Annotated in this window: 21 protein-coding genes; 11 read left to right on the top strand and 10 right to left on the bottom strand. The window is 55.1% G+C overall.

Annotated elements, in window-relative coordinates; genetic code table 11:
- Positions 1-6: 6 nt before the first annotated feature.
- The 6 genes from HVX72_RS07545 to fruB form a co-directional block, all read right to left on the bottom strand.
- On the bottom strand, positions 7-1257 hold the full coding sequence (locus tag HVX72_RS07545; protein WP_181822896.1) for a NupC/NupG family nucleoside CNT transporter: 1251 nt from the start codon (positions 1255-1257) through the stop codon (positions 7-9).
- Positions 1258-1339: 82 nt separating this feature from the next.
- Positions 1340-2275 (bottom strand): pseudouridine-5'-phosphate glycosidase, encoded by a 936-nt coding sequence (locus HVX72_RS07540; RefSeq protein ID WP_181822895.1) that lies wholly within the window; start codon positions 2273-2275, stop codon positions 1340-1342.
- Complete coding sequence (locus HVX72_RS07535; protein WP_060569323.1) at positions 2263-3204, bottom strand: pseudouridine kinase; 942 nt, start codon at positions 3202-3204, stop codon at positions 2263-2265. Before HVX72_RS07535 ends, HVX72_RS07540 begins: the two co-directional genes overlap by 13 nt.
- 282 nt (positions 3205-3486) lie before the next feature.
- A complete protein-coding gene (fruA, locus tag HVX72_RS07530; RefSeq protein WP_181822894.1) occupies positions 3487-5178 on the bottom strand; it encodes a PTS fructose transporter subunit IIBC in 1692 nt (563 codons plus the stop codon).
- Between the two features lie 16 nt (positions 5179-5194).
- The gene (gene fruK, locus HVX72_RS07525) at positions 5195-6133 is read right to left on the bottom strand and encodes a 1-phosphofructokinase (protein ID WP_042284532.1); all 939 of its coding nucleotides are present in this window, start codon (positions 6131-6133) and stop codon (positions 5195-5197) included.
- Positions 6133-7263, bottom strand: a complete 1131-nt coding sequence (gene fruB, locus HVX72_RS07520) for a fused PTS fructose transporter subunit IIA/HPr protein (protein ID WP_181822893.1) — start codon at positions 7261-7263, stop codon at positions 6133-6135. Before fruB ends, fruK begins: the two co-directional genes overlap by 1 nt.
- A gap of 367 nt (positions 7264-7630) precedes the next feature.
- On the opposite strand from fruB, the gene setB reads away from it, so the two are divergent.
- Complete coding sequence (setB, locus tag HVX72_RS07515; protein WP_042284537.1) at positions 7631-8812, top strand: sugar efflux transporter SetB; 1182 nt, start codon at positions 7631-7633, stop codon at positions 8810-8812.
- Here the strand turns inward: setB and HVX72_RS07510 are convergent.
- Positions 8809-9063 carry a YkgJ family cysteine cluster protein gene (locus HVX72_RS07510; protein WP_042284539.1) on the bottom strand — a complete coding sequence of 85 codons (255 nt, stop codon included), beginning with the start codon at positions 9061-9063 and terminating at the stop codon, positions 8809-8811. The two genes, setB and HVX72_RS07510, sit on opposite strands and share 4 nt — an antisense overlap.
- 139 nt (positions 9064-9202) lie before the next feature.
- Between HVX72_RS07510 and yeiP the strand changes: the two genes are divergently transcribed.
- Positions 9203-9775: an elongation factor P-like protein YeiP gene (yeiP, locus tag HVX72_RS07505; RefSeq protein ID WP_042284542.1), complete on the top strand. Its 573-nt coding sequence runs from the start codon at positions 9203-9205 to the stop codon at positions 9773-9775.
- Between the two features lie 111 nt (positions 9776-9886).
- Here yeiP and uxuA read toward each other — a convergent pair whose 3' ends face one another.
- Positions 9887-11077: a mannonate dehydratase gene (gene uxuA, locus HVX72_RS07500; protein ID WP_181822892.1), complete on the bottom strand. Its 1191-nt coding sequence runs from the start codon at positions 11075-11077 to the stop codon at positions 9887-9889.
- 203 nt (positions 11078-11280) lie between these two features.
- Between uxuA and HVX72_RS07495 the strand changes: the two genes are divergently transcribed.
- The 9 genes from HVX72_RS07495 (at position 11281) to yejF (ending at position 22957) form a co-directional block, all read left to right on the top strand.
- On the top strand, positions 11281-12747 hold the full coding sequence (locus HVX72_RS07495; protein WP_181822891.1) for a mannitol dehydrogenase family protein: 1467 nt from the start codon (positions 11281-11283) through the stop codon (positions 12745-12747).
- 116 nt (positions 12748-12863) lie between these two features.
- Positions 12864-13850 carry a GTP-binding protein gene (locus HVX72_RS07490; RefSeq protein WP_060569351.1) on the top strand — a complete coding sequence of 329 codons (987 nt, stop codon included), beginning with the start codon at positions 12864-12866 and terminating at the stop codon, positions 13848-13850.
- Positions 13851-13888: 38 nt separating this feature from the next.
- Positions 13889-14602, top strand: coding sequence for a phosphatase PAP2 family protein (locus HVX72_RS07485; RefSeq protein ID WP_181822890.1), 714 nt, complete (start codon positions 13889-13891; stop codon positions 14600-14602).
- A 414-nt stretch (positions 14603-15016) separates the two neighbouring features.
- Positions 15017-15586, top strand: coding sequence for a bifunctional murein DD-endopeptidase/murein LD-carboxypeptidase (gene mepS / locus HVX72_RS07480; RefSeq protein WP_042284555.1), 570 nt, complete (start codon positions 15017-15019; stop codon positions 15584-15586).
- A 197-nt stretch (positions 15587-15783) separates the two neighbouring features.
- Positions 15784-17340, top strand: a complete 1557-nt coding sequence (locus tag HVX72_RS07475; protein ID WP_042284559.1) for a cyclic di-GMP phosphodiesterase — start codon at positions 15784-15786, stop codon at positions 17338-17340.
- Positions 17341-17431: 91 nt separating this feature from the next.
- Complete coding sequence (locus HVX72_RS07470) at positions 17432-19246, top strand: extracellular solute-binding protein (protein ID WP_181822889.1); 1815 nt, start codon at positions 17432-17434, stop codon at positions 19244-19246.
- Complete coding sequence (locus tag HVX72_RS07465) at positions 19247-20341, top strand: microcin C ABC transporter permease YejB (protein ID WP_181822888.1); 1095 nt, start codon at positions 19247-19249, stop codon at positions 20339-20341. It abuts the gene before it with no gap.
- On the top strand, positions 20341-21366 hold the full coding sequence (locus HVX72_RS07460) for an ABC transporter permease (RefSeq protein ID WP_181822887.1): 1026 nt from the start codon (positions 20341-20343) through the stop codon (positions 21364-21366). Before HVX72_RS07465 ends, HVX72_RS07460 begins: the two co-directional genes overlap by 1 nt.
- A 1-nt stretch (position 21367) precedes the next feature.
- On the top strand, positions 21368-22957 hold the full coding sequence (gene yejF / locus HVX72_RS07455) for a microcin C ABC transporter ATP-binding protein YejF (protein ID WP_181822886.1): 1590 nt from the start codon (positions 21368-21370) through the stop codon (positions 22955-22957).
- Positions 22958-22960: 3 nt separating this feature from the next.
- Here the strand turns inward: yejF and HVX72_RS07450 are convergent, their stop codons facing one another.
- Both HVX72_RS07450 and HVX72_RS07445 read right to left on the bottom strand, forming a co-directional pair.
- Positions 22961-23305, bottom strand: a complete 345-nt coding sequence (locus HVX72_RS07450) for a YejG family protein (protein WP_042284574.1) — start codon at positions 23303-23305, stop codon at positions 22961-22963.
- 331 nt (positions 23306-23636) lie between these two features.
- Positions 23637-24827: a Bcr/CflA family multidrug efflux MFS transporter gene (locus tag HVX72_RS07445; protein WP_042284577.1), complete on the bottom strand. Its 1191-nt coding sequence runs from the start codon at positions 24825-24827 to the stop codon at positions 23637-23639.
- Between the last annotated feature and the right edge of the window lie 16 nt (positions 24828-24843).

Raw genomic sequence — 24843 nt, 5'->3', positions numbered from 1 at the left:
TGTTCGCTACGCCAGCCCGATAAAGAACCCGGCGATTGTCGCGCTCATCAGGTTAGAGAGTGTGGCCGCCGCCAGCGCCCGCATACCTAACTGCGCAATCTCCGGCGCGCGCTGGGGAGAAATGGCCGAAAACGCCCCGACAACCACGCCAATCGAGCCAAAGTTAGCAAACCCGCAGAGCGCGAAAGAGATAATGGCGATGGTTTTCACATCCAGCGTGCTCCCGGCCTGCAAATATGGCGAGAAGTTCAGATACGCGACAAACTCATTGATCGCCAGCTTCTGCCCGATCAGGCTGCCGGCCAGCGTCGCATCGCTCCAGTCAACGCCCATAATCCACGCCAGCGGTGCAAGAATGTAGCCGAAAATGCCCTCCAGCGTTGCCGGACCAAAACCCGCCCAGCCGCTGATGCCGCCGATAATGCCGTTAATCAGCGCGATTATCGCCACAAACGCCATCACGACCGTCGCCACCCCGGCGGCAATTTTCAGTCCGGTCATTGCGCCGCTGGCGGCGGCCTCAATAATACTTTTGGGCGGCGTCTCGGTGAATGAAAGATTCTCAAAGCTAACCCGGGATTCTTCCGTTGCCGGACTGAGAATACGGGCGAACAGGATCCCTCCGGGGATCGCCATTAACGATGCCGCCAACAGATAATCAATCGGTACGCCCATTCCGGCGTAGCCAATCATCATCGAACCGGCAATGGAGGCCATCCCGCTACAGATTGCGGTGAACAGTTCGTTGCGGTTAAGGCGATCGATAAACGGCTTTACAATCGCCGGGATCTCATTTTGCCCGAGGAAAATGGTGGTAACCGCCACAAACGACTCAATCTTGCTGATATTCAGCGCTTTCTGGAAAATACCGCCCAGAATGCGGATCAACAGGCCCATGACGCCGATGTAGTACAGCAGACTGATCAGCGCGGTGACAAAGATAATGGCGGGCAGCACGCGGAAGGCGAAAATAAACCCTGCGCCGTCAAACAGCACATCCATTTTTGGCCCAACCAGAGAGCCAAAGATAAATGCGCTGCCCGCGTCGCTGTAAGACATGACCTTGTGCACACCCAGCGCGGCCTGCTCCACCAGCCATTTCCCGGGGGGAAAATAGAGCATGATACCGCCAATGGCGATTTGCAAAACCAGCGCTGCGCCCACGGTGCGTAAACTGATGCGTTTTTTATTCACTGACAGTAAGTATGCGATCGCCAGCAGTACCGCCATACCCACGAGACTTCTCATGATGTCCATAATGATTTCCCTTCATGCCAGGAAACCCGGCGCGAAGCCAGGTTTTGGTTATTTCGGGCGACCGCATCCTGCCCGTGTGTGATCAGGCGAGACGCTGATACTCTTTAGCAATCTCACAGGCCAGAACGGCGTTATTGAACACCAGCTGAATATTCGACTTCAGGCTGTCGCCTCCGGTCAGCTCCGCCACGCGCGCCAGCAGGAACGGCGTGCTTTCTTTGCCCACTACGCCCTGCTCTTCGGCTTCCCGGACCGCCTGGTCAATGGCGGCATTGATTTTTTCTTCCGCCATCGCATACGCGTGCGGAATCGGGTTAGCGACCACCAGACCGCCGTTCAGACCGGCTTGCCACTTCACCGCCATCGCGCGGGCTATCTCTTTCGCGCTGTCGAGGCGAATGCTGACCTCAAACGGACTGGAGCGGCAGAAAAACGCCGGTAGCGCGGTAGTCTGATAACCAATTAACGGTACACCGAAGGTTTCTAAATATTCAGTGGTCAAGCCGAGGTCGAGAATAGATTTTGCGCCCGCGCACACGACTGTCACATTGGTATGCGCCAGCTCCTGCAAATCGGCGGAAATATCAAACGTATGCTCAGCTCCGCGATGAACGCCGCCAATTCCACCAGTGGCAAAAACATGAATACCGGCCAGTGCGGCAATAATCATGGTAGAGGCGACGGTCGTAGCGCCATGTTTTCCGGCGGCGACCACAAAAGGTAAATCGCGACGGCTGACTTTTGTGACGTTATGTCCTTCGCGACCTAATAATTCGATTTCGTCTTTGCTCAGTCCTACTTTCATTACGCCGCCAATAATGGCGATCGTTGCCGGCACGGCGCCGTGTTTACGAATCGTTTCTTCAACCTCAATTGCGGTTTGCGCATTTTGTGGAAAAGGCATACCGTGAGAAATAATTGTCGACTCCAGTGCAACAACAGGTTTTTTGTTATTTAAGGCTTCCTGTACTTCTGGTGAAATTTGTAATAATTCAGAGGAAATCGTTAATTCAGACATTCGGTGTTCTCCACAAGAGTTCTGACGTTCGCAACGGATAATTCAGGGTTATTGGTATATTCACTGGCCAGCGCCATAGCAGAACAACCCTGGGCAAATCGAATGGAATCCATTAATGGCATGTCTTCCATCCAGCAGGCGGCAAGTCCGGCCATCATGGCGTCACCCGCCCCGGTGACGTTGATCACCTGCGTTTTAATCGGTGGCGACCAACCGCTGTCGCCCTGTTTTTCGCTGTAATACACCCCGTCGCCACCCATGCTCAGCACCAGACGATGTAGCCCACGCGCGTGGAACCAGGCGGCCACGTTTTCCACATCATCACGTCCGGCAAGCGCAATACCGCTCAGGGTTTCGGCTTCCAGACGATTGGGTTTAAGGGTATGAATACGGGACAGGCGGTCGCGAATTTTGACGCATTTCCACGCCGAGACCGGGTCGACAAACACCGGCACCCCACCGGCGTTATCCAACAGCCACGCCAGCGCGTCTTCACTGATATTGCAGTCGGCGACAATCACCTTCGCTCCGTGGATAAAATCACGATGCTGCGCAAGAAACGCTGCGGAAATATGGTCGGTAATACTCATGTCATTTATCGCCACCAGCATTTCACCGGTATTATCAAGCAGCGATAAATAACTCGACGTATTTTCGCCGGGAACGATCAAACATTTGTCAACATGCACACCCGACTGGTTTGTTTGCGCCAGCAACGAGCGACCGTAAAAATCTTCGCCAACCGCGGTCATTAGCCAGGAGTGCTTACCCAATAAAGCAAGGTTATGCGCGATATTGCGCCCTACGCCGCCGGGCGTGAATTTTATTTTCCCTGGATTCGAATCCGCATAATTTAATGACGCATGCGAATATCCGGCGACATCCATATTGGCGGAACCAATGGTAATTATGTATTCCTTTTCGCGCATAGCACGCCCTCTGGTAAGAAAATACCATTACGATAGCGAGAGTAAGGCCTGACTTCGCCTTAGTAAAAACTATTTGAGCACATGTTCATATTCAAACATGTGTTTATGGTAAACCTCTTTTGACGAAAGTAAACGGGCTGACAAGTGCAAAAAGTGACAGATATGAACAGAATCACAATTTTTTATCGTGACAGTTTATTAGGGAGGAAAAACTTGAGAGGAAGAACACAAAACAGAGATAAAAAAAGGGCAGAGATCTCTCTGCCCTTGAGGTAATTCGGTTTATACCGCTTTCGCGGCGATCTCGGCTTCCGGACGTTTCAGGAACGCATAGGCCAGCCCCGCCACCAGCGTACCGGCGACAATCGCCAGCAGGTATCCCAACACCGGGCTGATAGCGCCAGGGATCAGCAGCACAAACAGGCCGCCGTGCGGCGCCATCAGCTTCGCGCCGACGGCCATGGAGATCGCGCCGGTCAGCGCACCGCCAACGATACAGCACGGCAGAACGCGCATGGGATCACGCGCGGCGAACGGAATCGCCCCTTCGGTGATAAAGCACAGGCCGAGCACCAGCGCCGCTTTGCCGCCTTCCTGCTGCGCTTTATCAAACTTACGACGCGCAACCAGCGTAGCCAGACCCAGCGCCAGCGGTGGCACCATGCCTGCCGCCATTATCGCTGCCATTGGCGCGTAGGTTTGCGTACTGAGCAGACCCACGCCGAACGCGTATGCCGCTTTGTTGACCGGCCCCCCCATATCGGTACACATCATCCCGCCGAGGATCGCGCCCAACAGTACCGCATTCGCGGTACCCATGGTTTGCAGCCAGTGGGTCAGACCTTCCAGGATACCGGCTACGGGTTTGCCGATGAGGTAAATCATCGCCAGGCCCACCACCAGGCTGGAGATCAACGGAATAATCAGGATCGGCTTCAGCGCTTCCATACTCTGCGGCAGTTTCAGCCGGGTGCTGATCCCCTTCGCCACATACCCGGCAAGGAAACCGGCGATAATCCCGCCGATAAAGCCAGAACCGGTGCTGACAGCCAGCATACCGCCGATAAGGCCCGGCGTCAGACCCGGACGGTCAGCAATCGAGAAGGCAATATAGCCCGCCAGAACCGGCACCATCAGCTCGAACGCCGAGCCGCCGCCAATCTGCATCAGCGCTGCCGCCAGCGTGCCTTCTACTTTGAACGCTTCTATACCAAAGGCAAAGGAGAGCGCGATACACAGCCCGCCAGCCACCACCATCGGCAACATATAGGAAACGCCCGTCAGCAGATGACGGTAAGCGCCAGCACTCTCTTTCTTCCCTTCCGCCGCCGCAGACTGCGTTTTGGCCGTTGGTTGATACGGCGTCGCTTCCGCTACCGCTTTGTCCAGCTCCTGTGCCGTTTTCTTCAGGGCCAGCCCGGTAGAAGTACGGTACATCGGCTTACCGGCAAACTTCGCCAGATCCACTTCGATATCTGCCGCAACAATCACCAGATCCGCTTCAGCCACTTCTTCCGGCGTGATGGCATTGCCTGCGCCAACCGAACCGCGGGTTTCGACCTTCACCCACCAGCCGCGTTTTTTCGCTTCGGTTTCAATCGCTTCTGCCGCCATAAAAGTATGGGCGACGCCCGTCGGACAGGCGGTGACCGCCACCACGCGCTTCGGCCCGCTGGTTGCAGGCGCCACCGTCGTTGCGGTTGGCGCGCTATAGGGTTTTGCGTGACCTTTCGCTTCGCTCAGGAACAGTTCAGGATGCGCCACCGCCCGGGCAATGTCGCCCAGCCAGACTTTTTTGCCGTTCAGCGCGCTGTCTTCCGGGATACGGTCGCCCAGGACGATAGCCAGCTCAGCATCGTTTGGGTTATCGATAATCTCCAGATGTGCTTTTTGTGCCGCCGCGCCAAGCAAGGTTTTCGCCATATACGCGCGAGCCTGCCCGAGGTTAGCGTCAATAATCAGCAGCGTTTTCATTATGCCTCTCCTGCTGTCAGTTAAACGGTTGTAAGTCGACGCGCGCCATCATTGCGGCCAACTGAGGACGATCGGTAATGCCGACATTGCTTTGGCTAACCGCCAGCGCGGCGACAGCGGTCGCCAGGCGCAGCGTATGCTCGCTGGATTCGCGCATCAGCAGGCCATAGATCAGGCCGCCAACCATCGAATCGCCTGCGCCCACGGTGCTCACAACGTCCACCGAAGGCGGTCTGGCGATCCATTCGCCCGACGCGTTCACCCACAGGGCGCCTTCTTCCCCGAGGGAGATCACCACGTGTGCGATGCCCTGCTCACGCAGGGCGTGGGCGGCTTCGATCACATCTTTCATCTCTGGCAGCTTGCGACCTGCCCAGATCTCCAGTTCGCGACGGTTCGGTTTAACCAGCCACGGCGCCGCTTTCAGGCCCGCGACCAGCGCTTCACGACTACTATCAAAGATAATGCACGGACACTGGCTGCGCAGGCGGGTCATCCAGTCGGTAAAGGCTTCCGGGCTAACGCCGGCCGGCAGGCTTCCGCTGACGCAAACCATATCGAACTGACCGAGCCAGCTCAGGGAATCGTTAACAAAACGCTCCCAGTCGGCAGGGGTCACGTCGAAACCAGAGAAGTTAAAGTCGGTGACTTCGCCATCTTTTTCCGTCAGCTTGACGTTGATACGGGTACGCCCCTGCACCACCTGAAAACGGTTAGCAATGCCCAGTTCGCTGAACAACTGCTGAAAACCGTCCTGGTTGTCTTTGCCGAGGAAACCGCCTACGGTGACGTCAATGCCCAGATCTTTCAGCACCTTGGCGACGTTGATGCCCTTGCCCGCCGCGTGCAGGCCGGTCGTTTTCACCAGATTGACTTCGCCGCGCTCAATTTCTGGGCAGAAGCCCACCAGATCATAAGCCGGGTTAAGAGTGATAGTGGCAACGCGTCTGCTCATTACGCGCCCTCCCCAAGACCGGCAGCGATAGCATCGCCTATCGCCTTCAGCGCCTGTTCAGCATCTGCCCCCTGCGCGGTAAAGCGCAGACGGTGTCCTTTTTTCACGCCCAGCGCTACCACTTTCATTAAACTGCGTCCATTAGCCGGTTTGCCGGTTCCATCAAGATTTGCCACGGTAATTTCACTGCTAAATTGTTTAATCGTATTGACCAGCATGGTCCCCGGACGGGCATGCAGCCCGTGTTCGTTGCGCACGACAAACTCTGCGCTCAGCAGATCCTCAGTCAATGCCTCATCGCTGGTCAGCAAGGCCAGCACTGTCGCCGCATCCGCGTTCAGCAGTCGGTCAGCTTTATTGTCTAGCAGCAGATCGCCCAGACGCTTCAGCACGGACATCGGCTGATCGTCAGCCATCGCAACGGTGACCAGCAGCGACGCTTTTTCGCCGCCAACATCGAAGGCCTTCGCCGCACGGCTGACAGCAACGGCGCTACGCAGGTTGCCTTCCGCGCTGTCGCTCAGCCAGACGCCTTGTCCCAGGTTCATCGGCAGTTCGTTGATGGCTTTGGCGACAAACGCCGCATCCACGGCGCCCGCTTCTTTCAGCCGCGCTGCGTTCAGCGCCTGGAGCGTAACCAGAGATTGGGCCGCCACATCAAGCGACAGCGTGTCGTTGTCCAGCTTCAGTTGTTCGCTCTGTTTTTCTCCCATCAGCAGCGCGCGCAGTTCCTCTGCGGTGGTGGCGGATTTCAGCTGTTCAGCAACGGAATCATCACTAAGGACATGCGTCAGCTGACGCAGCAGTCCGAGGTGTTCGTCGGAGCTGGCGGCGATACCGATTGCCACATAGGCAACCTGACCTTCCCCCCAGGTGACGCCCTGCGGAAACTGAAAAACCTGTACGCCGGTTTTCAGCACCTGGTCACGCGTGTCGGTCGTGCCATGAGGAATAGCGATCCCGTTGCCGAGAAAGGTAGACGTCTGTTGCTCGCGCGCGAGCATGCCGTCAACATAGCCTTCCGCCACGTTGCCCGCCTGTACTAACGCGGCGGCTACCTGACGAATGGCCTCTTGTTTATCTCCGGCCTGTTCGCCCGGATGAATGTCCTGAACGGATAACTGGAACATGGTTCTCCTCTCCTGCTGAATTGAAACGATTCAGCTTACATGAGAAAAAAGGCGCTAACGGGCTTCGTTGAGTGAAACACGACAGCGCTGAAACGTTTCAAGAAGTCTTGCGCTTTCTGCTTCAGCACGCAAGAAAAGTTGTATTTTTGATCGCAAAATTTAGATGTAATGCACATTTTTCCGCCATCGCTTTTGCCTTGCTGAAGCAAATCGGGCCGCGTTTCGTTTAAGGTTCAGCAGCGTCAGCACCCGCTTTGCATAATGAAATGCCATTTTGATTTTTCGTGTCGAATTTGATTCAGGTACCTGTTTATTTTCTGACAAGCGGCGTAAACTCCGCGTCTCGTCACCTCACTGATACTGAAACATGCATAACAGTCCCGCTGCCGCCGCGCCAAAAACGTTTGACCTGACGTCTACGGCCTTCCTTATTGTCGCCTTTCTTACCGGCATTGCCGGCGCGCTTCAGACCCCGACACTGAGCCTTTTTCTCACCGATGAAGTGCATGCGCGACCGGGTATGGTCGGCTTCTTTTTTACCGGCAGCGCCGTGATCGGCATACTGGTAAGCCAGTTTCTGGCGGGACGTTCAGATAAAAAGGGCGATCGTAAAACGCTGATTGTTTTTTGCTGCGCGCTGGGGATGCTGGCCTGCGTGTTATTCGCCTGGAACCGCAACTACTTTGTTCTGCTGTTTATCGGGGTGTTCCTGAGCAGCTTTGGCTCGACAGCCAACCCGCAGATGTTTGCGCTGGCCCGCGAGCACGCCGACCGTACCGGGCGGGAAGCCGTAATGTTCAGCTCGATCCTACGCGCCCAGGTATCGCTGGCCTGGGTGATTGGTCCGCCGCTGGCCTATGCGCTGGCGATGGGCTTCAGCTTTACGGTAATGTACCTGAGCGCCGCAGTGGCGTTTGTGGTCTGCGGCGCGATGGTGTGGTTCTTTTTGCCCTCTATGCGTAAAGAGACCACGCTGGCGACCGGCGCGCTGGAAGCGCCGCGCCGCAACCGTCGCGATACCCTGCTGCTTTTCGCGATCTGTACGTTGATGTGGGGAACTAACAGCCTGTATATCATTAATATGCCGCTGTTTATTATCAACGAGTTACATCTTCCGGAGAAGCTGGCTGGCGTGATGATGGGAACCGCTGCCGGGCTGGAAATCCCAACGATGCTGATTGCGGGCTACTTCGCGAAACGTCTGGGTAAACGGTTGCTGATGTGCATCGCCGTCGCGGCGGGCCTCTGCTTTTATGCGGGAATGTTGGTCGCCCACTCCCCGGCGGTGTTGTTGGGTCTGCAATTGCTGAACGCTATCTATATCGGCATTCTTGGCGGTATCGGCATGCTCTATTTTCAGGATCTGATGCCGGGCCAGGCGGGTTCCGCCACCACCTTATATACCAACACCATTCGCGTGGGCTGGATCATCGCCGGTTCGCTGGCAGGCATTGCCGCGGAGATCTGGAATTACCACGCGGTGTTCTGGTTTGCGCTGGTGATGATTATCGCCACCATGGCCTGTCTGGCACGAATCAAAGACGTTTAAGGCGCGGTCATCGCTTCCAGTTCGATGAGGTACGTCATCGCCTGTTCGCGACTGCGTCCGCACATTTCGGCGTCCGGTTGCAGTCCGGCACAAACTTTAGGACGCTGCGGCGAACCAAAAATTTTGCAGCGCAGGCGCGCGTCCAACTGGACGCACGGCGTATTGGCGGGCTTGCCGTTGGGCATGCCGGGGATGGGGCTGGAAATCGAGGGGGCGGTGCAACACGCCCCGCAATCCGGACGGCATTCCATAACGGGCTCTCTTTTTTTGACGTCCGGACAGTACCACCTTTTGTACACCAGTAAAAGTGCGAATTCCGCTTGCCTGAAAGCCCCGGCGCGAGTAGTTTGACGCGATAATTTAGCTAATCTCCACAACAGGATCTTTTCGATGCCAAGAGCGAACGAAATCAAAAAAGGTATGGTACTGAACTACAACGGCAAGTTGCTGATTGTGAAAGATATCGATATTCAGTCTCCTACCGCCCGCGGCGCGGCGACGCTGTATAAAATGCGTTTCTCCGACGTCCGTACCGGTCTGAAAGTTGAAGAGCGCTTTAAGGGCGATGATATCGTTGATACCGTGACCCTGAACCGTCGTGGCGTCGATTTCTCTTATATCGACGGCAATGAATATGTCTTCATGGATAAAGAAGACTATACGCCTTATACCTTTACCCAGGATCAAATCGAAGAGGAATTGCAGTTTATTCCTGAAGGCGGCATGCCGGACATGCAGGTCCTGCTCTGGGACGGACAACTGTTGGCGCTTGAATTGCCGCAGACCGTGGATCTGGAAATCGTGGAAACCGCGCCAGGGATTAAAGGCGCCTCTGCCAGCGCACGTAACAAACCTGCGACCCTGAGTACCGGTCTGGTGATTCTGGTACCGGAATACCTGAGCGCCGGAGAGAAAATCCGCATTCATATCGAAGAACGTCGCTATATGGGACGCGCGGATTAACAGAAGAGGTAGCCGGATGGCGGTGTAAACCTTTTATCCGGCCAGTGCTCTCTTCGCTGTAGGCCTGATGAGCGCAGCGCCATCAGGCCTCTTTACGTCAATAACGCGTCATTACAGCAGATCGCGGAACTGAGTCTGTTTCAACGCCAGTTCAACGCCGCGCACTTCCGCCAGCCCTTTCAGACGGCCAATCGCCGAGTACCCTGGATTGGTTTTCTTATGCAGATCGTCCAGCATCTGATGCCCGTGATCGGGACGCATTGGAATGGGGCGGAGATCTCCCGCCTGTTTACGACGCTGCTCTTCACGCAAAATAGCCGTCACCACGGCAACCATGTCGACATCGCCCTGCAGGTGCGCGCCTTCGTGGAAGGTTTTCGGATTGTCTTCACGGCAGGTGGAGCGCAGATGCGTAAAGTGAATACGATCGCCAAAGGTTTCGATCATTTTCACCAGGTCGTTGTCCGCGCGCACGCCGTAAGATCCTGTACACATGGTGAAGCCGTTGTGAATGCTGTCCACCGTCTCCTTCAGCCATTGCATGTCCTCAATGGTCGAGACGATGCGCGGCAAACCGAGGATCGGGCGCGGCGGATCGTCCGGATGAACGGCAAGACGGACGCCCACTTCTTCAGCCACCGGCACAATCGCGCGCAGAAATACGGCCATATTCTCACGCAAATCGTCTTTGCTGATGCCGTCATACTCCGCCAGGCGCGCGCGGAACTGATCGAGAGTATAACCCTCCTCCGCGCCCGGCAGGCCGGCGATAATATTACGGGTCAGCTTTTCGATATCCGCCGCGCGCATGGCGTTGAAATACGCCTGCGCCTGACGCTGTTCTTCATCGGTATAATCCGCTTCAGCACCTGCACGCTTCAGAATGTACAGCTCAAAAGCGGCAAAGGCGATCTGATCAAAACGCAGCGCTTTTGAACCGTCCGGCAGCGTGTATTCCAGATCGGTACGCGTCCAGTCGAGGATCGGCATAAAGTTGTAGCAGACGGTATCGATACCGCAGGTAGCCAGATTGCGGATGCTCTGCTGGTAGTTAGCAATCCAGGTCTGATACTGACCGGAACGGGTTTTGATATCTTCATGCACCGGAATGCTTTCGACCACGGACCAGGTAAGCCCTTTCTCCGCCAGAACCGCCTGACGCTTTTTGATCTCTTCGACCGGCCACACTTCACCGTTTGGAATGTGGTGCAATGCCGTCACAACGCCCGTTGCGCCCGCCTGACGCACATCATCAAGCGATACCGGATCGTTTGGTCCGTACCAACGCCAGGTTTGTTCCATTGTTCACCTCACAAGTTGTTATACCAAAATAGGGTCATTGAATGACGACTACCATACAGGCTTCTCATCCCCGATCAATCAGGGCCGCATCATTGATTGATCCAGCTCACATTCCCTGGAATAATTCGGCTTACCAATTCAATTTGTTGTCATATAACTTTACACTGAGACTGTTAATTTATCGTTAATCAGGTGTATAAAAAATGACTACTATTGCCTCAGCCATCCTGCCAGATAGCGTCCGGACGCCGCAGTATGACCGCAGCCGACTCGCCTCGCGTATCGTCCATTTCGGTTTCGGCGCGTTTCATCGCGCCCATCAGGCGCTACTTACCGACCGGGTACTGAATGCGCAAGGCGGTGACTGGGGCATTTGTGAGATCAGCTTGTTCAGCGGCGACAGGCTGATGAGTCAGCTCCGCGCTCAGGATCATTTATATACCGTGCTGGAGAAAGGCGCGAACGGCAACCAGGCGATCGTTATCGGCGCTGTCCATGAATGTCTGAACGCAAAGCTCGACTCTCTGACCGCGATTATTGAAAAATTTTGCGAGCCGCAGGTGGCGATTGTCTCGCTGACTATCACTGAGAAAGGCTACTGCATTGACCCCGCTACCGGCACGCTCGATCTGACCCATCCGCGTATCCGGCACGACATTGACTCACCGGATGAGCCGCATTCCGCGCCGGGCATTCTTGTCGAAGCGTTGTCCCGCCGTCGGGAGCGGGGGCTACTCCCTTTTACCGTACTGTCCTGCGATAACATTCCTGACAACGGTCATGTGGTAAAAAACGCGGTGCTGGGAATGGCCGAAAAGCGCGATCCGGCGCTGGCAATGTGGATCCGCGAGCATGTCAGCTTTCCCGGGACGATGGTTGACCGGATTGTCCCCGCCGCCACAGACGAAACGCTGGATGAAATCTCCCGGGCGCTGGGCGTTGCCGACCCGTGCGGCATCAGCTGCGAGCCGTTTATCCAGTGGGTCATTGAAGATCGCTTCGTCGCCGGGCGCCCGGCATGGGAAACCGCGGGCGTTCAGTTGGTCACCGATGTCCGGCCCTGGGAAGAGATGAAGCTGCGAATGCTGAACGGCAGCCACTCATTCCTCGCGTATCTGGGTTACCTGTCCGGATTTCAGCATATCAGCGAATGTATGCAGGACGAGGCCTTCCGTGAAGCCGCATATCAACTGATGATGCGCGAACAGGCGCCCACGCTGAGCATTACCGATGTCGATCTGCAGCGCTATGCCGGAAGCCTGATCGCCCGTTTCGCCAATCCGGCGCTGAAGCACAAAACCTGGCAAATCGCGATGGACGGCAGTCAAAAACTGCCGCAACGCATGCTGGCGGGGGTTCGAATTCACCTTGAACGCGGCAGCGCATGGCCGCTGCTGGCGCTGGGCATCGCGGGTTGGATGCGCTATGTGTGCGGCGTTGACGACGCGGGCGCGCCAATTGACGTTCGCGATCCGCTGAGCGACAAAATTCGTCTGCTCGTCGCCAACGTGGGTGAAAACGAGAAGGTGGCAAACCTGCTCACTTTACAGGAAGTTTTTGGTAGCGATCTGCCGAAAAACCCTGCTTTTGTGCAGGCTATTGAAACAGCCTGGCAGCATCTTGCCCGACACGGCGCGCATCAGGCGGTCATCAGTACGTTAAAAATTTAACAATTTCTGCCATTAAGGCGAACGAATGCCGCGTTCGTTCGCCCCGCCCTTCTCTTTTCCGCTTTTTTTCGCCAGGATTAATGCAAATCGTTACGGCATATCGTTCTGGAGCAGGCGTGACCAAAACTAACCTCATCACTGGTTTTCTGGGAAGCGGAAAAACCACCTCCATCCTTCATCTGTTAGCGCACAAAGATCCCGCAGAAAAATGGGCGGTGCTGGTTAATGAGTTCGGCGAGGTCGGTATCGACGGCGCGCTACTCGCCGACAGCGGCGCATTGCTGAAAGAAATTCCCGGCGGCTGCATGTGTTGCGTTAACGGCTTACCGATGCAGGTTGGCCTGAATACCCTGCTGCGTCAGGGAAAGCCGGATCGTCTGCTGATTGAACCAACGGGGCTGGGTCATCCAAAACAGATCCTCGACCTGCTTACCGCGCCGGTATACGAGCCGTGGATCGACTTACGCGCCACCTTATGTCTTCTCGACCCACGCCTGCTACTGGATGAAAAAACCGTTGCCAATGAGAATTTCCGCGACCAGTTGGCCGCAGCGGATATCGTGGTGGCGAATAAAAGCGATCGTGCAAGCGCAGAGAGCACGCGCGCGCTGAACGCCTGGTGGCGGCAAAATGGCGACAATCGCCAGCTCGTTCACGCCGATCACGGACAAATTGACGCTCAGTTGCTGGATTTACCCCGCCTTAACCTGAAAGCGCTCCCCGCCAGCGAAGCGCACTCGCACAGCCATCCGGAAAAAAGAGGGCTCGCGGCGCTGAGTCTGCCCGCCCAGCAGCGGTGGCGACGCAGCCTCAACAGTGGACAGGGGCACCAGGCCTGCGGCTGGATTTTCGATGCCGATACCGTTTTCGACACCATTGGCCTGCTGGAATGGGCGCGGCTGGCGCCGGTTGGACGGGTGAAAGGGGTGATGCGCATCCCGGAAGGGCTGGTGCGTATTAATCGCCAGGGTGACGATCTGCATATTGAAACGCAAAACGTTGCCCCGCCGGATAGCCGCATTGAGCTGATTTCCAGTCGTGATGCCGACTGGAATGCGCTGCAGTCCGCATTGTTGAAGCTTCGTTTAGCTGACCACGCGTAAGGTTGTCTGCCGCCAATAAACAGCGAAAAGATGTCACTATGAAAACCCGGTTGTCCCTGATACTTCTGCTGAACGCGGCAGGCCTGGCCTTATTCATGAGCTGGTATCTTCCTGCTCAGCACGGAATCTGGTCCACCGCCGATTCCAGCATTTTCCACTTCTTTAATCAGAAGCTGGTAGAAAGCCGCGCATTTCTGTGGCTGGTCGCGCTCACCAATAACCGCGCGTTTGACGGCTGTTCGCTGCTGGCGATGGGCTGTCTGATGCTCAGTTTTTGGCTGAAAGAGACCCCTGCGGGTCGCCGTCGCATCGTCATGACAGGTCTGGTGATGCTGCTTACCGCCGTGATTCTCAATCAATTGGGCCAGGCGCTGCTGCCCGTCAAACGCGCCAGCCCAACGCTCAGCTTTGAACACACTTATCGCGTCAGCGAGCTGCTGCATATTCCGACGAAAGATGCATCGCGCGACAGTTTTCCTGGCGATCACGGCATGATGCTGCTTATTTTCGCCGCCTTTATGCTGCGCTATTTCGGCAAAACCGCTGGCGCGATCGGCCTGCTTATTGCGCTGGTTTTTGCTTTTCCGCGCGTGATGATTGGCGCCCACTGGCTGACTGATATCGTCGTTGGATCATTGACCGTGGTGTTGATTGGGCTGCCCTGGTGCCTGATGACACCATTAAGCGATCGGCTGATTGGACTTTTCGACCATTATCTTCCCGGTCAAAACAAACAAGTTTTAAACAAATAAATTAAAGTGATTAACATCATCAGGGGGTTTGCTTATCCCTCTGCTGATGTGCAAGGTAAATTTATCTTTATTATTGTCATTTTCCTGTCACACTATTCCTGTTATGAATGAGTAAGTTGCGTATATTGCCCTCTTTTTGTACTTAATTTAACCAATCCCGTTTATTCACTTTCCCTATCACAATTTCTTATAAAAATTCAGATAAAATCGCTCGCAAAGCCTGTTGCATTACGGTAACCTCGGACTCGTTTTGCCTCGCCAGGGAATTATTCTTGCCGCGAATAAATTTGTGCGTTCTGCCACACTTTTGTGCTTAAAGAATTGTCTCATTGTGCGCTGGTAATTAGTCTCGTCACGTTTGGCATTTTTTATAACGATATTTATCGTTAAGGACTTCAAGGGAAAACACACAAAATGGTCAAATCTCAACCGTTCTTGAGATATATCTTGCGCGGGATCCCCGCGGTAGCAGTAGCGGTACTGCTTTCGGCATGTAGTACGCCATCCAACACCGCAAAGAATGTGCATTCTGAGACGCTTGGTGTGAGTCAGGAGACTTCTTCACTGCAAGCTTCTCAGGATGAATTTGAGAGTATGGTGCGTAACCTCGATGTAAAATCGCGGATTATGGATCAGTATGCCGACTGGAAAGGCGTGCGTTATCGTCTCGGCGGCACCTCCAAGAAAGGCATTGATTGTTCCAGTTTTGTACAGCGTACATTCCGGGAACAGTTTGGTTTAGAGCTTCCACGCTCCACCTACGAACAGCAGGAAACCGGTAAATCGGTGTCACGCAGCAATCTGCGTACCGGCGATCTGGTTCTGTTTCGCGCAGGATCAACAGGTCGTCATGTGGGGATCTACATTGGTAATAACCAGTTTGTCCATGCATCCACCAGCAGCGGCGTCATCATCTCCAGCATGAACGAGCCGTACTGGAAAAAGCGCTACAACGAAGCGCGTCGGGTTCTTACCCGCAGTTAATCGTGAGGTTGCTATCCCTTGGCTATCCTGACGAGACTCCGGAATACATTGCAGGCACCGCTTCGGCGGTGCTTTTTTTTGCCCAGTCCCCCGCCCGTATTGGGGAAAAATATGTCTCGCCGAAGCAATCCAGGCTATAGTCTTGTAATTACGTCATTTTCGCCATCAGCGGCAACCGTAAGGTCAAACCCGGTATCATGTTCACTCGCGTCTTAACGTCTGGTCGAAAAATTATCTTGACCTGTCTGGTTACCGGGGTCATCGTTGCCCTGTTTATCAGCAGCCTGCAATTTCTGATGGCGTGGCATAAACGAGAAGTTAAATACGACACCTTAATTTCCGACATTCAGCATTATCTTGACAGCTATTTTGCTGACCTGAAAACCACGTCTGATGTCCTTCAGCCGTTCACCCTGAACACCTGTGAGCAGGTGGGCTCAGAGCTGACCTCCCGCGCCGCGTTTAGTCTGAACGTACGTGCATTTCTTCTGGTGAAGGAAAAAAAAGCCTTTTGCTCCTCGGCGACCGGCGCGATGGATACGCTGCTGAACGAACTGGTGCCCGCAATTGATATCAGCAAAGACATTGATATGGCGCTTCTGCCGGGCACGCCCATGATGCCCAATAAACCGGCCATGGCGATCTGGTATCGTAATCCTTTGTTGGTTAACAGCGGCGTATTCACCTCACTGAATATCAATCTCACCCCTTACCTGCTCTATACCGCAAGACAGGAGGAATTTGACGGTGTGGCGATTATCGTCGGCAACAATGCGCTTTCCACCTTTTCCGACCATTTGCTGACCCTTAACGAGCTGGGCGATAACCCGATACGTGAAGCCAAAATCGACGGTGTGCCGATGACGATTCGTCTGTACGCAACCAACTGGACCTGGCCGGAATTGTGGTATGCCCTGCTGCTTGGCGGCATGGGCGGCAGCATCGCCGGTTTGCTCTGTTATTACATTCTGTCTCTGCGCCTGCGCCCCGGCAGGGAGATCCTGATCGGCATTAAACGCGATCAGTTCTACGTGGTGTATCAACCGGTGGTCGATACGCAAACCCTGCGCGTGACCGGCCTCGAAGTACTGCTCCGCTGGAAGCATCCAACCGCCGGGGAGATCCCCCCCGATGCGTTTATCAATTACGCTGAAGCGCAGCAGATGATCGTGCCGCTGACGCAGCATCTGTTCAGGCTGATCGCACGCGACGCGCCTGCCTTACAAGCCGTTTTGCCCGTGGGGGCGAAATTTGGCATCAATATCGCGCCAGACCATCTGCACAGCAGCAGTTTTAAAGACGATGTGCGCCAGCTGGCTGCCGCGATGCCGCCAAATCATTTTCAGCTGGTGCTTGAAATTACCGAACGCGACATGCTCCAGCAGCACGAAGCCGCGCAATTGTTTGAATGGCTGCACAACGCAGGCTTTGAAATCGCAATCGACGACTTTGGTACCGGACACAGCGCGCTTATTTATCTGGAGCGTTACACCCTGGATTATCTGAAGATCGATCGCGGCTTTATTCACGCGATCGGTATGGAAACGGTCACTTCACCGGTGCTTGACGCCGTGCTCACCCTTGCGAAGCGCCTTAATATGATGACAGTGGCCGAAGGCGTGGAAACACCCGAGCAGGCGAAATGGCTGCGTGACAGAGGCGTTCGCTTCCTCCAGGGCTACTGGATCAGCCGACCGCTGCCGCTCGACGATTTTGTGCGCTGGGTGTCAGAGCCCCCTACGCTGAAGAGGTAATACGCAAACTCGGATTCACAATACGCACAGCCTGCCCTATTATTCCCTTGCCTGCGCTGACAGGCAGTCACGATAAGGAATCCCGTTGCAAATGATTGTTCGCGTATTGCTGCTGATTGTTCTGTCAATGGCCTTTAGCATCCAGGCCCAGACAATTAAAGAGAGCTATGCTTTTTCCGTTCTGGGCGAGCCACGATACGCCTTTAATTTCGATCATTTTGATTACGTTAATCCGGCCGCGCCGAAAGGGGGACAGATCACCCTTTCCGCCATTGGCACCTTTGACAACTTCAATCGTTATGCCCTGCGCGGCAACCCCGGCGCGCGTACCGAGCAGCTTTACGACACGCTGTTCACCACGTCGGACGATGAGCCAGGCTGCTACTACCCATTAATTGCCGAGAGCGCACGCTATGCCGACGACTATTCCTGGGTGGAAGTGACGATTAACCCGCGCGCCCGCTTTCACGACGGCACCCCCATTACGGCAAAAGACGTCGCCTTTACCTTCCACAAGTTTATGACCGAAGGCGTTCCTCAGTTCCGCCTGGTTTACAAAGGCACGACCGTAAAAGCCATTGCGCCGCTGACCGTGCGGATGGTGTTAGCGAAGCCAGGTAAAGAAGATATGCTCAGCCTGTTCTCGCTGCCGGTGATGCCGGCGTCTTACTGGAAAGATCATAAGCTCAGCGATCCATTATCGACGCCGCCGTTAAGCAGCGGACCTTACCGCATCAGCCAGTGGAAAATGGGTCAATACATTGTTTATACGCGGGTGAAAGAGTACTGGGCGGCTAACCTGCCGGTGAATCGCGGGCGCTGGAATTTTGACACTATCCGCTACGACTATTATCTCGACGACAATGTGGCTTTCGAAGCGTTTAAAGCCGGGGCATTTGACCTGCGTCTGGAAGGCGACGCCAAAAACTGGGCGACGCGTTACGTGGGAAAAAACTTTGATAAACAGTACATCGTCAAAGACGAGCAGAAGAATGAATCAGCGCAGGACACGCGCTGGCTGGCGTTTAATATCCAGCGTCCGGTGTTCAGCGACCGCCGCGTCCGCGAAGCCATCACGCTGGCCTTTGATTTTGAATGGATGAACAAAGCGCTGTTTTACAACGCCTGGAGCCGGGCAAACAGCTATTTCCAGAATACCGAGTATGCGGCCAGGGCGTATCCCGACGCGGACGAACTGGTGCTGCTCGCGCCAATGAAAAAGGATCTGCCACCGGAGATCTTTAGCCAGATCTATCAGCCCCCCGTTTCCAAAGGCGACGGCTACGATCGAGAGAATTTGCTGAAAGCGGACACGCTCCTGAAAGAGGCGGGATGGGTATTGAAAGGCCAGCAGCGGATCAACAACGCGACCGGGAAACCGCTCATCTTTGAACTGCTCATCTCCGCAGGCAGCAACAGTCAGTGGGTTTTACCGTTCCAGCATAATCTTCAGCGCCTGGGCATCACGATGAATATTCGCCAGGTCGATAATTCCCAAATCACCAACCGTATGCGTAGCCGCGACTACGATATGATGCCGCGACTGTGGCGGGCGATGCCGTGGCCAAGTTCCGATCTGCAAATCTCATGGGCCTCTGAATACATTGACTCCAGTTATAATGCGCCCGGCGTAAAGAGTCCGGTAATTGATCGCCTGATCGCGCAAATCATCGCCGCGCAGGGAAACAAAGAAAAACTTATTCCACTTGGTCGCGCGCTGGACCGGGTGCTGACATGGAATTACTACATGCTGCCAATGTGGTATATGGCGGAAGACAGACTGGCCTGGTGGGATAAGTTCTCCCGTCCCGCCATCCGCCCCATATATACTCTGGGCCTGGATACCTGGTGGTATGACGTGAATCGCGCGGCAAAACTGCCCGCCTCCAGACGACAGGGAGAGTAAATGGGCGCCTATCTGATTCGCCGGCTGCTGCTGGTTATCCCGACGCTGTGGGCCATTATCACCATTAACTTTTTTATCGTGCAGATCGCCCCTGGCGGTCCGGTCGACCAGGCGATTGCCGCCATTGAGTTTGGCCAGGCTGGGGCGCTCCCTGGCGCGGGGAGCGAGGGCGTTCGGGCCAGCCATGCGCAAACCGGCATCGGCAATATCAGCGACAGTCACTACCGGGGCGGCCGCGGGCTCGACCCGGAAGTTATCGCTGAAATCACCCAACGCTACGGCTTTGATAAACCCCTGCATGAACGCTATTTCACCATGCTCTGGAACTATCTCCGCTTCGATTTTGGCGACAGCCTGTTTCGCAGCGCTTCCGTGCTGACACTCATTAAAGACAGTTTGCCGGTTTCGGTGACGCTTGGGTTGTGGAGCACGCTGATCATATATCTGGTCTCCATTCCGCTGGGGATCCGCAAAGCGGTACATAACGGCAGCCGCTTTGACGTCTGGAGTAGCGCGTTCATTATCATCGGCTACGCCATTCCGGCGTTTCTTTTCGCCATTTTGCTGATCGTGTTCTTTGCCGGCGGCAGCTACTACGATCTGTTTCCACTGCGTGGGCTGGTCTCGGCGAATTTCGACACCCTGCCCTGGTATCAGAAGATAACCGACTATCTGTGGCACATTACCCTGCCGGTACTGGCCACGGTGATTGGCGGCTTTGCCGCGCTTACCATGCTGACAAAAAATTCGTTTCTTGATGAAGTCCGCAAACAGTACGTGGTCACCGCCAGGGCAAAAGGGGTGAGCGAAAAAAACATTCTCTGGAAGCATGTTTTCCGTAATGCCATGTTGCTGGTGATTGCCGGCTTTCCCGCCACCTTCATCAGCATGTTTTTTACCGGCTCGCTGCTGATTGAAGTGATGTTTTCACTGAATGGTCTGGGACTCTTAGGCTACGAGGCCACGGTGTCCCGCGACTATCCGGTGATGTTCGGCACGCTGTACATCTTCACCCTGATTGGCCTGCTGCTGAATATCCTTAGCGATATCAGCTATACGCTGGTCGATCCGCGTATTGATTTTGAGGGACGCTAATGGCGCGTTTAAGCCCCGTTAATCAGGCCCGCTGGGCGCGTTTTCGTCACAACCGCCGCGGCTACTGGTCGTTATGGATCTTTCTTGTCCTGTTTGCGCTGAGCCTGTGCGCTGAATTGGTGGCGAATGATAAACCGCTATTGGTGCGCTATGACGGAAGCTGGTACTTCCCGCTGGTCAAAAACTACAGCGAGAGTGATTTCGGCGGGCCGCTGGCGACAAAAGCGGACTACCAGGACCCATGGCTGAAGCAACAACTGGAACATCGCGGGTGGATCCTCTGGGCGCCCGTTCGCTTTGGCGCAAACAGCATTAACTTCGCCACCGACACCCCCTTCCCTTCGCCACCGTCGGCGCAAAACTGGTTGGGTACAGACGCTAATGGCGGCGACGTGCTGGCGCGGATCCTCTACGGCACCCGTATCTCTATTCTGTTTGGCCTGATGCTGACCTTGTGCTCAAGCGTAATGGGTGTGTTGGCCGGTGCGCTACAGGGCTATTACGGCGGAAAAGTCGACCTGTGGGGACAGCGGTTTATCGAAGTCTGGTCGGGGATGCCGACGCTGTTTCTGATCATACTGCTATCAAGCGTCGTACAGCCTAACTTCTGGTGGCTGTTAGCGATTACGGTGCTGTTTGGCTGGATGAGCCTGGTGGGCGTGGTGCGCGCAGAGTTTTTACGTACCCGTAATTTCGACTACATTCGCGCTGCCCAGGCGCTAGGCGTCAGCGACCGCAGTATTATTTTCCGCCACATGCTGCCCAACGCGATGGTGGCCACGCTAACATTTTTGCCGTTCATTTTGTGCAGTTCCATTACCACCCTGACCTCGCTGGACTTTCTCGGCTTCGGTTTACCGCTGGGATCGCCTTCGTTGGGCGAGCTACTTTTGCAGGGCAAAAATAATCTCCAGGCGCCCTGGCTTGGGATCACCGCCTTTTTGTCGGTGGCGATTTTACTCTCGCTGCTGATCTTCATCGGTGAGGCCGTCCGTGATGCCTTCGATCCGAATAAGGCGATATAACATGACGCAACCGTTACTGTCGATTGACAATCTGACCGTTGGCTTTCGCCGCGAGGAGAACGTTCGCACCGTGGTGAACGACGTTTCGCTGACGGTGAACGCCGGTGAAACGCTGGCGCTGGTGGGCGAATCCGGGTCCGGCAAGAGCGTGACGGCGCTGTCCATTCTTCGCCTGTTACCCTCCCCCCCGACGGTTTATCTTTCCGGCGACATCCGCTTTCACGGCGAGTCTCTGCTTCACGCCAACGAAAAGACGCTGCGCGGCGTGCGCGGCAACCGGATCGCGATGATTTTTCAGGAGCCGATGGTTTCGCTGAACCCGTTGCATAATCTGGAAAAACAGCTTTATGAAGTGCTGTCATTGCACCGCGGTATGCGCCGGGAAGCTGCCCGCGCCGAGATCTTAAGCTGTCTCGACCGCGTCGGTATTCGCCAGGCGGCAAAGCGGCTGGGTGATTACCCGCATCAACTTTCCGGCGGCGAACGCCAGCGCGTGATGATCGCGATGGCGCTGCTGACGCGACCGGAGCTGTTGATTGCCGACGAGCCGACCACCGCGCTGGATGTTTCGGTCCAGGCGCAGATCCTGCAACTGCTGCGCGAACTGCAGCACGAACTGAATATGGGGATGTTGTTTATCACCCATAACCTGAGCATTGTGAAAAAGCTCGCCGACAGCGTGGCGGTGATGCAAAACGGTCGCTGCGTTGAGCAGAACCGCGCGGACATCCTGCTTAACGCGCCAGTGCATCCTTACACACAAACCTTGCTCAACAGTGAACCGGTGGGGGATCCCGTCCCGTTGCCCGCTGAACGGTCTCCGTTGCTGAAAGTGGACGGTCTGCGGGTTTCGTTTCCGATCCGCAAAGGGGTCCTCAAACGCGTGGTAGCCCGCAATAATGTGGTAAAAGGCGTCAGCTTTAGCCTGCGCCCGGGCGAAACGCTGGGACTGGTGGGCGAGTCAGGTTCAGGCAAAAGCACCACCGGCCTTGCGCTGCTGCGCCTGATTTCTTCGCAGGGCAGCATTGAGTTTGACGGTCAGCAGTTGCAGTTTCTAAAGCGTCGCGAGCTGTTGCCGGTGCGGCATCGCATTCAGGTAGTGTTTCAGGATCCGAACTCCTCGCTGAATCCCCGTCTCAACGTGCTGCAAATCATTGAAGAAGGATTGCGCGTCCACCAGCCTGCCCTGTCTGCCGACCAGCGTGAGCAACAGGTGATGACGGTAATGGCCGAGGTGGGGCTGGACGCGGAGACGCGTCATCGTTATCCGGCAGAATTTTCCGGCGGTCAGCGTCAGCGTATTGCGATAGCCCGCGCGCTGATACTGAAACCGTCGCTGATCATTCTTGATGAGCCGACCTCGTCTCTTGACCGCACCGTACAGGCGCAAATTCTCGCGCTGCTAAAATCGCTACAGGCAAAACATCGCCTGGCCTATATTTTTATCAGCCACGATCTGCACGTCGTTCGCGCGTTATGCCATCAGGTAATTGTGCTGAGACAGGGAGAGGTTGTGGAGCAGGGGCAATGCGAGCACGTCTTTAGCGCGCCGCAGCAGGCGTATACGCGTCAGCTTCTCGCGCTAAGCTGACGCTCAAAACGGATTGTTGTTAGAAAACGGTTCGGCAATCGCCACGCCGAAGTTTTTCAGGCGGCAGGTTGCGGCAAACTCATCCTGGCGATTCACGAACAGGCACGGCTCGCCTTCACATTCCAGTACCGAACATGGCACTTCGATATCGCTGAGCGCCTGACTCAGTTTATGCATGACCGGCCATGCGCTGTCGCCGTCCGGGCTCAGCAGTTTGAGCGCCACCAGGCTATTCTCGACGGCCTGGCCATTTTGCGGAATCGGTTCAACTTTCGAACCTGCAAAACCCGCAGACCAACGATAGTTCTGTGGCAAGCGATGTACGATTGAGAGCTGTAATGATGTCACTTTCTTTCCCCGGAAGTACAATTACTTCACAATTTATTTACATCCATATTAACACATCATTGACAATCCGTCCTTAAACAGATGCACAATGTTGCGATCCTTGTCCCGCCCGGCCTGTTTGGCTTTTGTGAAATAAATTTTTGTGTCGGGACACATTCGCGGGCTATATGTACCCGTTTCTGCGATCTAACTCAACCTTTTTAACTACAATGATGTGACTTTTTACATAAATTGATTTTACATAAAATAAACATATATCGGGGAAATGATGGATTTGTCGTTGACGTACATCAACAAAGGAAGCCAGCAGGCTTCCATGTTGTGTCTGCGATCACCGTTTTTTCGGACGGCTTGCATAGAGGTAAAACAAAATTGAACAGGTCGCACAAAACGCGATCGACCAAATCATCGGCCACGCCGAGTTAAACGTGGCCAGAGAGAGCAATGCGCCTACCACCGCGCCAATGCCAAAACGGAAGGTCCCCGCCAGCGACGACGCGGTTCCCGCCATGTGAGGAAACTCGTCAAGAATAACCGCCATAGCATTGGAAGAGATCATCGATACGCAGCCGACAAAGACAGCCACGCCCAGCACCAGCGACCAGAACCCGACCCCTGCCAGCGCGCTAACCACCATCCACACCGCCATTGCCAGTTGGATCCACAATCCCGTTCGGAACATATTCAGCGCGCCGATACGTCGCACGAAGCGGCTGTTAATGATCGTCATGATAAACAAAAAGACGATATTCAGAGCGAAGTAGTAGCCAAAGTGCTGCGGGGAGACGTGGTTAATCTCGATATAAACGAAAGGCCCGGCGCTCAGGAAGGAGAACATGCCGGCAAAGCTAAAGCCGCTCGCCAGCATATAGCTCAGCACACGCTTATGCCGAAACAGCGACGCAAAGTTGCCAATCGTGGTGCGAATATGAAACGGCTGGCGCTTTTCAACCGGTAGCGTCTCTTTGATCAACACCGCGATCATTACCGATGCCAGCACCGCCGCCACCGCGAGGATCCAGAAAATAGAATGCCAGCTCAACCACACCAGCACCCAACCGCCGATAATCGGCGCCATTAACGGGGCGATAGTGGTCACCAGCATCACAAAGGACATCATGCGGGAGAATTCATCTTTTGGATACATATCGCGCATCAGCGCGTTGATCACCACGCTGGCCGCGGCTGCCGCCAGACCGTGAAAGAAACGCATCACGATGAGCTGATCGATGGTTTGCGCCAGCGCACAGGCCACCGCCGCTGCCGCGAACACCAGCGTCCCGCCCAGGATCACCGGCTTGCGCCCCAGACTGTCCGCCATGGGTCCATACAGCAACTGACCCAGCGCAAAACCAAGGATATAGGTGCTCAGCGTCATCTGCGCGCTGCCCGCAGGCACGCCAAACTGTTCCGAGATCACCGGAAGCGCCGGAAGATACATGTCAATCGACAGTGGCATCAGCATGGCCAGCAGGCCGAGAATAAAGACGATGGCAAGGGACGAACGCTGCCGGGTGGTCACAAATTAGCTCCTGAAT

The sequence above is a fragment of the Citrobacter sp. RHB21-C05 genome (assembly GCF_013889015.1).
Lineage (GTDB): Bacteria > Pseudomonadota > Gammaproteobacteria > Enterobacterales > Enterobacteriaceae > Citrobacter_A > Citrobacter_A sedlakii.
This window is presented reverse-complemented; position numbering and strand designations above follow the sequence as displayed.

What these genes read in the sequence shown, in the direction of transcription:
- mepS (WP_042284555.1), top strand. Translation starts at nt 15,017, where the DNA reads ATGGTCAAATCTCAACCGTTCTTGAGATATATCTTGCGCGGGATCCCC.
- fruK (WP_042284532.1), bottom strand. Translation starts at nt 6,133, where the DNA reads ATGAGCAGACGCGTTGCCACTATCACTCTTAACCCGGCTTATGATCTG.
- uxuA (WP_181822892.1), bottom strand. Translation starts at nt 11,077, where the DNA reads ATGGAACAAACCTGGCGTTGGTACGGACCAAACGATCCGGTATCGCTT.
- HVX72_RS07540 (WP_181822895.1), bottom strand. Translation starts at nt 2,275, where the DNA reads ATGTCTGAATTAACGATTTCCTCTGAATTATTACAAATTTCACCAGAA.
- HVX72_RS07470 (WP_181822889.1), top strand. Translation starts at nt 17,432, where the DNA reads ATGATTGTTCGCGTATTGCTGCTGATTGTTCTGTCAATGGCCTTTAGC.
- HVX72_RS07465 (WP_181822888.1), top strand. Translation starts at nt 19,247, where the DNA reads ATGGGCGCCTATCTGATTCGCCGGCTGCTGCTGGTTATCCCGACGCTG.
- HVX72_RS07460 (WP_181822887.1), top strand. Translation starts at nt 20,341, where the DNA reads ATGGCGCGTTTAAGCCCCGTTAATCAGGCCCGCTGGGCGCGTTTTCGT.
- HVX72_RS07495 (WP_181822891.1), top strand. Translation starts at nt 11,281, where the DNA reads ATGACTACTATTGCCTCAGCCATCCTGCCAGATAGCGTCCGGACGCCG.
- yeiP (WP_042284542.1), top strand. Translation starts at nt 9,203, where the DNA reads ATGCCAAGAGCGAACGAAATCAAAAAAGGTATGGTACTGAACTACAAC.
- yejF (WP_181822886.1), top strand. Translation starts at nt 21,368, where the DNA reads ATGACGCAACCGTTACTGTCGATTGACAATCTGACCGTTGGCTTTCGC.
- setB (WP_042284537.1), top strand. Translation starts at nt 7,631, where the DNA reads ATGCATAACAGTCCCGCTGCCGCCGCGCCAAAAACGTTTGACCTGACG.
- HVX72_RS07545 (WP_181822896.1), bottom strand. Translation starts at nt 1,257, where the DNA reads ATGGACATCATGAGAAGTCTCGTGGGTATGGCGGTACTGCTGGCGATC.
- HVX72_RS07475 (WP_042284559.1), top strand. Translation starts at nt 15,784, where the DNA reads ATGTTCACTCGCGTCTTAACGTCTGGTCGAAAAATTATCTTGACCTGT.
- HVX72_RS07510 (WP_042284539.1), bottom strand. Translation starts at nt 9,063, where the DNA reads ATGGAATGCCGTCCGGATTGCGGGGCGTGTTGCACCGCCCCCTCGATT.
- fruB (WP_181822893.1), bottom strand. Translation starts at nt 7,263, where the DNA reads ATGTTCCAGTTATCCGTTCAGGACATTCATCCGGGCGAACAGGCCGGA.
- HVX72_RS07535 (WP_060569323.1), bottom strand. Translation starts at nt 3,204, where the DNA reads ATGCGCGAAAAGGAATACATAATTACCATTGGTTCCGCCAATATGGAT.
- HVX72_RS07485 (WP_181822890.1), top strand. Translation starts at nt 13,889, where the DNA reads ATGAAAACCCGGTTGTCCCTGATACTTCTGCTGAACGCGGCAGGCCTG.
- fruA (WP_181822894.1), bottom strand. Translation starts at nt 5,178, where the DNA reads ATGAAAACGCTGCTGATTATTGACGCTAACCTCGGGCAGGCTCGCGCG.